Below are 8,500 nucleotides of genomic sequence, written 5' to 3' on the forward strand. Positions count from 1 at the left end.
ATCCTGATTCCTCGTAATCATGCCCAGAAAATTAAAGAATGGGAAACCGGTTTCGAGGATATTCTCGCGTATATTGAGTCTCTGGAAGCGCCGCGTTATCGGTGGCCCATTAATGAACCGTTGGCACGTCAGGGGCAGCAGGTTTTCAATGATCATTGTGCCCGTTGTCACGGTACTTATGGTGATGGTTCAACCTATCCGGAAAAGACGATACCGATTACGGAATTAAAGACGGACCCGGTTCGCCTGCAATCCTTGCTGCCGGCATACCGGGCTGCTTTAAATCAAAGCTGGTTATCCCGCTACGGAAAAGATCCGGTTGTAGAAGATCCGGGTGGATATGTGGCACCTCCTTTGAATGGAGTCTGGGCTTCGGCTCCCTATTTTCATAATGGATCAGTGCCGACCTTGTGGCATGTCCTGCATCCGGAAGATCGTCCTGAAATCTGGAAGCGTACTGAAAACGGCTATGACGTCAACAAAGTCGGTTTGGAAATCGAAACGTTTTCCGTGATGCCGGACAGCTTATCAACGATGCAAAAAAGGATGTATTTCGATACCACGCAGTTTGGTAAAGGGGCGACCGGCCATCATTATCCAAACGATCTGGATCCGTCTCAGAAAGAGGCGGTTCTCGAGTATTTGAAAACCCTTTGAATCTCCTGGGGAACGAGCAGTCGACGATCAGGTGCCGATTATTGCAACCCGAAGAACGTCATCATGGCCAGAAAATTAATATACAGCAGTGTCAGGCCGGGATAAAAACCAAAGGCTGCTCGTTCGCGCTCGAGCGTGATCCCATTTCCCGGCGGAGGGCTTTCATTAGAAGTATAACCGGGAGTCCATTCGCTTCCGTTTGGTTTTACGTATTTCGCGCGTGTTTTCCACAGGTAGAAGCAAACGACGGTAATAAACAGGACAGCCGCCAGGAGGATCATAGGATGAACGGCTTGTGTTTCGTCGCCTAACTTCGCTGCATTTTCAGGAAGCTCTGTCGCCATTTTTGCCATCGTGACGGCAAAGGCATTATTCATAAAATGCACCAGAACCGGCGCCCAGAAACTGCGAGTCACATAGTACACGAAATGCATGAACATTCCCAATGGAATCACAGCCATTACATGTGCCGGATGCGCATGCACCATCCCGAACATGATCGATGTAATTAAAATTCCGGGAATTAATCCCCAGCGAGCCAGAAGCCCGCGGCCGATCAATCCACGAAAGACAATTTCTTCACCAATCGCAGGGAAGACTGCTATCACCAGCACGAGCGCCCATAACGGGCTGTTTTCGGCCATCTGCTTGACCAGTTCCATCGTTTGCATCTCATTGAACTGCTTCAACCAGGGAATCTGCTCGGTAAAAGAACTCCAGGCGTCAAAGGCAAGACGATAGAATTCACCTGAAAGCAAAGAAAGCGGAAGAACAGAAATGAATAACAGCAAACCGGTCGAGATGGCAAAGGATTGCAGATTCAATTTTGCTAAGGTACCTCTCCCCAACCGCAATCCCACAGCAGCCATCACGATGAAAACAAAGACCCCCTGTTCCACCCCCGCCATCTCTAAAGTATGGTCTTCAAAAAACTGTGTGAATTGCTTGCGAATCAGTTCAGAATTCTGTCCCAGCTTCGCTGTCAGCATCAGATAAATGAACGTTCCGACGATAAAGACCATGATTCCCGCGAAGTGCGCGCCAAACACGCCAAACATCCAGCAGATGGATTCAAATAAACCCGGCCCCGGAGTTCGCTGTGTGACGGGTTTGCGACTTCGCTGATCGTCTAATCTGGCAACTTGTTCTGCCTCCTGCAAAATCTGATCGACTGCGGAGTCAGCGTGTTGTGGCTGGATAACGCTGTCGGTATCCTCGAACATCTCGTCCTGCAGGAACTCAGCGTCTGACGAGTCAGGCTTCGGTTTTTCGGAAGGCGTATTTTCAGCAGCAGCCATGTTGGAATTCTATTACAGAGTGACAGTTCATTTGCAGTCCTGCCGTCCAGTATGAACGGTGATGCAATTATTGATGTAACTTATTATTTCAGAATGTATTAGGCCATGACGATATCTCAAATGGCGCAAAATCTGTTTGCTTCAGTCTATGTATTTATAGTCGACGTTAAGAAGTGCGAATTCATGTTTTTTTCAGGAATTACCGGATTCCACCCTAATAACCAGGTTGCTCAGGCGAATTTCATACGACAGAGCTCCATTTCTTGTGAATACTCGTTATCGCTTTTACTTAAAAACCAGGTATGATATCAGCAGGGCCAGAGCTATGAACGAATCGTTTACTACTGATACCAGCTGTTCCGTCGGGCAATTTTCTGAAATGTTACCAGATCAAGATTCTGAACCTGATGCAGCGGGTAACAAGTGCCAGCTTCAATATTGTGCCAACTGCAATTCGACATTCTTTCAGGAGAAGGGAGTCGAATATTGTCCGGATTGCGGTGCAAAGGTCGACGGGATCACCGTTCCTGATTTGCAGGAAACAATCGTCATCAATGATCTGGCTGCCCGGGTTCCGCATGCGTTACCAACCTCTTCCAGTCTGGATGACCCCATCATTGGCACGGAGTTGCATGTTTATTTATGCCAGTCGTTGATCGGCCGCGGTGGTATGGGAATGGTTTATCTCGCTACGCATCGTGACCTGGGAAGACAGTGTGCCCTGAAAATTCTCTTGCCCCGTCTGGCTGAACGCGATCCCGATTATGTGCAGCGTTTTTTGCAGGAAGGACGGGCAGTTGCAACATTGAACCATCCCAATATTGTAACGGCGCACGCCATTGGAGAGGAACGGGGCTACCGTTTTCTGGAAATGGAACTGATCGCGGGGCGTGCCTTGAGCCGTGTCGTGCGAGAAGATGGGCCTTTGACTCCTTTGCATGCCACTTCCTTAATTGCTCAAATTGCCTCTGGCCTGGGAACCGCACATGTTAAGGGCATCATCCATCAGGACTTGAAGCTCGAAAATATTCTCTTAACCAGCTCGGGCATTCCTAAAATTGCTGACTTCGGTCTGGCGAAGCGAATTAGCGCGGATGACCATCTCTCTTCACAACAGTACCTTGCCGGTACGCCGAATTATATGGCTCCCGAGTTATTTCAGGGGGCTCCTGCAACCGCGACATCAGACGTCTATTCGCTGGGCGTTTGTTTTTATGTTCTGTTAACAGGACAGCTCCCGCATCGTGGTCAGAATTTTAATTCGCTGATTCAGGAAGTGATTTCTCAAGCCGCCCCGAGTGTGCGGGATTTGCGTCCGGATGTTCCATTGGAAATTTCCGAGTGTGTTTCTTTAATGCTGGATAAAAGTCCTGCGAATCGATTTCAGAATGGTTTTATGGCAGCCCAATTCCTGACGGCAGTTTTAGGCCAGGTTAAGAATGTTGAGGCATTACTCTATGAAGCGTTTAACGACAATCCGAATGTCACCTGGAAAAGAACCGGACATCAGTATCTTCTCGAAGTCCGACAGACTGAGAAACGAAAACAGACGGTGTTTATTGAGCCGAGCGACCATCAGTTGCATGAACGGCTCTTGTTGATTTACAGCACCTGCTGCGACGCACAGCCCGAGTATTATGAAGAAGCACTCAGATTGAATGCAGAGATTTCACACGGTGGAATTTCAATCCGCGAAGTAAACGGCGAAACCAAGTTTGTGATGGTGGATACCTTTCCCCGCTCATCCGTCGATGCGGAAGATATCCGTAAAAGTGTCATGGCTGTGGCACAGCACGCAGATCAGATTGAAAAACTGCTCACAGGCGATGATCTTCATTGAGCAGTCCGCATGGAATCAGGTCACTTCATTAAATCACCGATTGTAGCGATTTTGCCACTGAATCGTTTTTCCCTGCAAATTGCTGCTTGATGCGGATTCCCATATTCTGCAACACAATCCAGCAGCAGATCCAGCTCTTGAACAGCGATGAAAGGCGTTTCAGTAGCGCATTATGATGCCTCTCGTCCGGATTTAGCCTTGAAATCATGAGATATTAAATCAAGAGCTTGACCATCCATTCAAACCACTGATATAGTCAAGGCTGGAAAATGAGACAGAATATGGATGTATTGAGCTGATACGCCGGTTTGTCTGAATGTTTGTACTGGTTTGCGGCATAGGGCATACAGCCTGTTTATTTCAGCAAATGGTTCAGGCTCAAGTCGGATTCCTCAGCGATTCAGTAAACTCTCTATGGGAATCTCAATCAGTTAGTCGATATACTGTTACTTACGAAAACAGTTCTCATTCGGGAATTGTCAGAATTTCTGGGGTTTTTTATGCGTCATTCATTGAAACAATTTCCTCTGATCGCCTTCACCTGCAGTTGTATTCTGTATTCTGCCGGAAATCCGATTTTGGCTCAGAATCAGAGTCTGAATCGCGGATTTTCGATTAAAGCAGACATCACAGCAACCGGCGAAGAACGCGCAGCTCAGAAATCATTGTGGGTGCTGGATGCCATATTTAAGCCCATGCGGATGGTTCGACTGGATCTGACTAACCCCAAAACAGGCAAAAAAGAAAAAACGCTGGTCTGGTATATTGTATATAAATGTATCCTCAGACCGATTGAACGACCGGATGACAAGAATGAATTCACGCCGGAAAACGCCGAAGTTCCGCCACCAGGGCCGCCTTTATTCGTGCCGGAAATTACCTTGATCACGAACGATAATGGTCAGCAGAAAATTTATCCCAACCAGATACTTCCGGAAGCTGAAGCCCTCATTAACCAGAGAGAACGCGGCCAATTCAAGAATGCCGTGGAAATTATAGGTGAATTACCAGCCGAAACCCCGCTGGATTCCAAAGAAGATAATGCTATTTATGGCGTTTGTGTCTGGACGGGAGTTGATCCCAATACGGATTATTTTACGCTGCTGTTTTCCGGACTTTCAAACGGTTATAAAAATATCGAAGGTCCTGAAGGAAAACCAATTACCCTGAGAAAAGTGCTCGTTCAACAATACTGGCGCCCGGGGGATGAGTTTGGACAGCAGGAACAGGAATTTCGTCCTAAAGGCATCCCCTACTGGGTTTACCTGCCGGATGACCCTGAAATGGCGGCAAAGATGAAAAAAGAGCTGCAAATCGAAGAGCCGGCAGAGACGAAGCCCTGATTCTTTCGGGAAAATAGCGGGAAGTTGTCTGGAAATACGATTATCTCTTGCAAGTTAAGGCCTGATTCGCCAAGATACGGCCTCAATCAACACGTTTTTTAATGATACGCCCCAATTGCGGGCAGTTTTTGAGACCTGAGGATTAAAGCAATGGCACATAAGAAAGGCCAAGGTTCGAGCCGTAACGGACGTGATTCACAAGCACAGCGTCGCGGAATCAAGAAGTTTGGCGGTGAGAGCGTCCTGGCAGGAAATATTATTGCCCGTCAATGTGGAACCAAATGGCATCCCGGTAAAAATGTCGGTATGGGTAAAGACTATACCATTTTTTCACTGGTTGAAGGGAATGTTTACTTCGATAAGGAAGGTCGACGCATTAACGTTGAACCTGTAGCTATATTGAACTAGATCATTTTCCGCCATGAGAGACATCAAAGGCATCCTGAATCTCATTCAGGATGCCTTTTTTTATTGCCGGTTGGAGTGACTGGCAGTCAGTGTGACTGAGATTTTTGTAGGCGTTTGTTCTTTGCCTCTTAAAACAGTCACGACCACTGTGTCTCCCGGTTTTTGACTTTCAATATAGTCCAGAAAGTCCGCAGCCGATTTAATCTGTTTCTGGTCGACGGCAACAATCAGGTCAGCCGCCTCTCGATCGATTCGTTCGATGACGATCAGTCCCCTTCTCTGTCGTACTATCTTGGGGCCTTGAATGCCGGCTTTTTCTGCCGGGCCGCCGGGGGTCAGTTTGGCAACGAGTAATCCCTGTTCAGTTTCGTAGACGCGTTGAATGCCAATTTCAGGATGAATCATGTGGCCATGCGCCAGGAGTTGTGGGACAACGCGGGCGATCAGGTTTGAGGGAATTGCAAAACCGACGCCTGAACTTTGTCCGGTGTTGCTGGCAATCGCGGTATTGATCCCAATCAACTGACCGTGCGAATTGAGTAAAGGTCCTCCGGAGTTGCCCGGGTTGACGGCTGCGTCAATCTGAATAATGGATTTGATCGTTCGGTTTCCACGGAGCTTTAATGATCGGTTCAGGCTGGAAATAATGCCGCAAGTCATCGTGCGTTCCAGCCCGAAGGGATTTCCGATTGCAAACACTTTCTGGCCGACTTTTAATTTACTGGAATCTGCCATCGTTACCGGTTGCAGGATGGCGGGATCTTCTTCAATTTTGATGACGGCGATGTCATTAATTAAATCGGCGCCTACTAAAGTTGCCGGATAGGACTTACCGTTGAACAAAGTCACATTCACGTGCTGGGCGTCCTCAACAACATGATAGTTCGTCAAAATATGTCCCGCTTTATCAATGATGGCGCCGGAGCCCGCACCTTCCGTATCATATTCCAATAAGAAAAAACCATCTGTCTTTGTACTTTTCGTCGTGATATGAGCGACGCTTTTATTTAAATTATCGTAAACACTTACGTTGATCACTTCTTCCGGCGTCAATCCTTGTTCATTGAAAAGTTCCTTATGGAGAACCGGCTCAGGATTTTTTATTGTCGGTTTGGATATCGGGGGGCCCAGTGGAGTGGGAGGTATAATCCGCGGCCCGCTCGGTTTGGGTTGAAGTTGTGCTTCCGAGGGAGAAATCCAGATCGCAGAGGGGGATTCCAACGAGGCAACAATCAGACCACCGATGACTGCTGAGAAAAAACAGGCGAATATATATTTCATGTTATACCTCAGGCGAAACGTAACTCAAGAAGACTAGGCAGAACAGGATGTTGAGGCGGTTAGTGGATTGCATAAAATGAAAAATGAAATGAAAAGTTTTCTCAAAAAACGCATGAAATCTGGAAGGAACTAGATCATAATTCGATGCCAGATGACCAGAGCCTCCTGACTGTGGTCAAGTCGCCAGTCAGAAAAAGTGAGACTGGGCATTATCGCGAATCTCTCTGGTGGGTAAATAGGAAATCACGTTTTTCGAGTTATAAGACAGTTTCTACATCAGATTATCCGATATTGAAGACAATGAGGTTTTCCTAATTCAACCGGAAGTTCAGCATGGAAGGATCACAATGCGTCGGATTGCCCTCTTAACAGCAGGTGGAGACACACCGGCTTTGAATGCAACAATCTTTGGAGCCGTCGAACGAGCCAATGAACTTCGGTTGCAGGTGGTCGGGATTATCAAAGGATTTGGCGGATTGCTCGATCCCAATGTACCACATGTTCGACTCAATCCGTTGTACTCCACAATTCCTGAACTTGATCCTCGATGTGGTGGGACAATCCTGGGGTCCTCTCGGACGTATATCGATGAATCGCATGCCGGGGAATTACAGCTGGTTAAGAAGCGACTGGATCAGCTTGGAATCGAAGGTTTAATCTGTATTGGCGGTGATGGTACGCTGAATGGCATGCAACCCATATCCCAGTTTATGCCCTGTGTGTTGGCGCCTAAAACAATTGATAATGATCTGGGTTTGAATTACCTGGATGAACCGAATGAATGGGCACGCGAAGTCGATCCTGAAACCAACAAGGTAAAATTCCGAAAGCTGCCAGGTAAACAGGATCTCGAACTGGATGATATCGTTAATTTCGCCACTCCCGGATATGCCACGGCTGTTTATGTCTGCGTCCAGGGGATTCAACGTATCCGTACGACGGCCGAAAGCCATCGTCGTATTGCGATTGTTGAAGTGATGGGAAGAGAATCGGGTTATCTGGCATTAGGAGCCGCTTACGGACAACCTGATATTATCCTGATACCGGAAGTCCCTCTGGATTATGAGCGATTTGAACGACGGGTACGTGAATTGTATGACGCCCAGAAAAATGTGGTCATTGTCATTGGAGAAGGCCTGCGAGATTCGAATGGAAAACGCCTGGGCGACATCTCGAAAAGTGTAGATCCTGCCGGGAATATCATATTTAGTGGAGCAGCAGAGGTGTTGCAGAATATGCTCATTGAATCAATGGGAGACCACTATTTTGTCTCACGCAAGCGTCATGAACAGGCTGCCGCAGCGACATTTACCAGAAAAATTGGTCATACGCAACGTGGCGGACGCCCGATTCGCTTTGATCGATATTATGCGGCACAATTAGGGGGAAAAGCCGTCGATCTGATCGTGCAGCGGCAAAATAATTATGTGTCAATCCTGCAGTGGAGTGAGCAAAAAGGATTTTATGTCAGTTCCATTAATGGAAACGCCTTAAGGGACGCGTGGCGTGGGATTCATCCGCGCGTCTTACATCCTGCTTTTTATGACGAGCATCGATACCAGCCATCCAAGCTGGGCATTGATTACCTGTCAAAAATATTCACGAATGCAATTGGCTCTGACGACCTGGAAATTTTACGGGAAGATCTGTTTGATACCGGTCATTTAAAAACC

7 protein-coding genes are annotated in these 8,500 nt (G+C 47.4%); 5 read left to right on the top strand and 2 right to left on the bottom strand.

Annotated features, from left to right (window positions below):
• Window positions 1-657, top strand: a 657-nt coding sequence (locus tag Q0294_RS04825) for a c-type cytochrome (protein WP_299461483.1), incomplete at its 5' end; no start/stop codon positions are given.
• 38 nt (window positions 658-695) lie between these two features.
• On the opposite strand, the gene Q0294_RS04830 is transcribed toward Q0294_RS04825, so the two are convergent.
• A complete protein-coding gene (locus Q0294_RS04830; protein WP_299461484.1) occupies window positions 696-1,955 on the bottom strand; it encodes a CPBP family intramembrane glutamic endopeptidase in 1,260 nt (419 codons plus the stop codon).
• Between the two features lie 379 nt (window positions 1,956-2,334).
• Between Q0294_RS04830 and Q0294_RS04835 the strand changes: the two genes are divergently transcribed.
• From Q0294_RS04835 to rpmA, 3 genes are all read left to right on the top strand, one after another.
• A complete protein-coding gene (locus tag Q0294_RS04835; RefSeq protein WP_299461486.1) occupies window positions 2,335-3,795 on the top strand; it encodes a serine/threonine-protein kinase in 1,461 nt (486 codons plus the stop codon).
• A 500-nt stretch (window positions 3,796-4,295) separates the two neighbouring features.
• Window positions 4,296-5,138 (top strand): hypothetical protein, encoded by an 843-nt coding sequence (locus Q0294_RS04840; protein WP_299461488.1) that lies wholly within the window; start codon window positions 4,296-4,298, stop codon window positions 5,136-5,138.
• 150 nt (window positions 5,139-5,288) lie between these two features.
• On the top strand, window positions 5,289-5,546 hold the full coding sequence (gene rpmA / locus Q0294_RS04845) for a 50S ribosomal protein L27 (protein WP_299461490.1): 258 nt from the start codon (window positions 5,289-5,291) through the stop codon (window positions 5,544-5,546).
• Between the two features lie 60 nt (window positions 5,547-5,606).
• On the opposite strand, the gene Q0294_RS04850 is transcribed toward rpmA, so the two are convergent.
• Window positions 5,607-6,827 carry a trypsin-like peptidase domain-containing protein gene (locus Q0294_RS04850; RefSeq protein ID WP_299461492.1) on the bottom strand — a complete coding sequence of 407 codons (1,221 nt, stop codon included), beginning with the start codon at window positions 6,825-6,827 and terminating at the stop codon, window positions 5,607-5,609.
• A gap of 347 nt (window positions 6,828-7,174) precedes the next feature.
• Here Q0294_RS04850 and Q0294_RS04855 point away from each other — a divergent pair.
• On the top strand, window positions 7,175-8,500 hold a 1,326-nt coding region (locus Q0294_RS04855; protein WP_299461494.1), incomplete at its 3' end, for a 6-phosphofructokinase.

Origin of the sequence: uncultured Gimesia sp. (genome assembly GCF_937919775.1) — a bacterium.
GTDB lineage: Bacteria > Planctomycetota > Planctomycetia > Planctomycetales > Planctomycetaceae > Gimesia.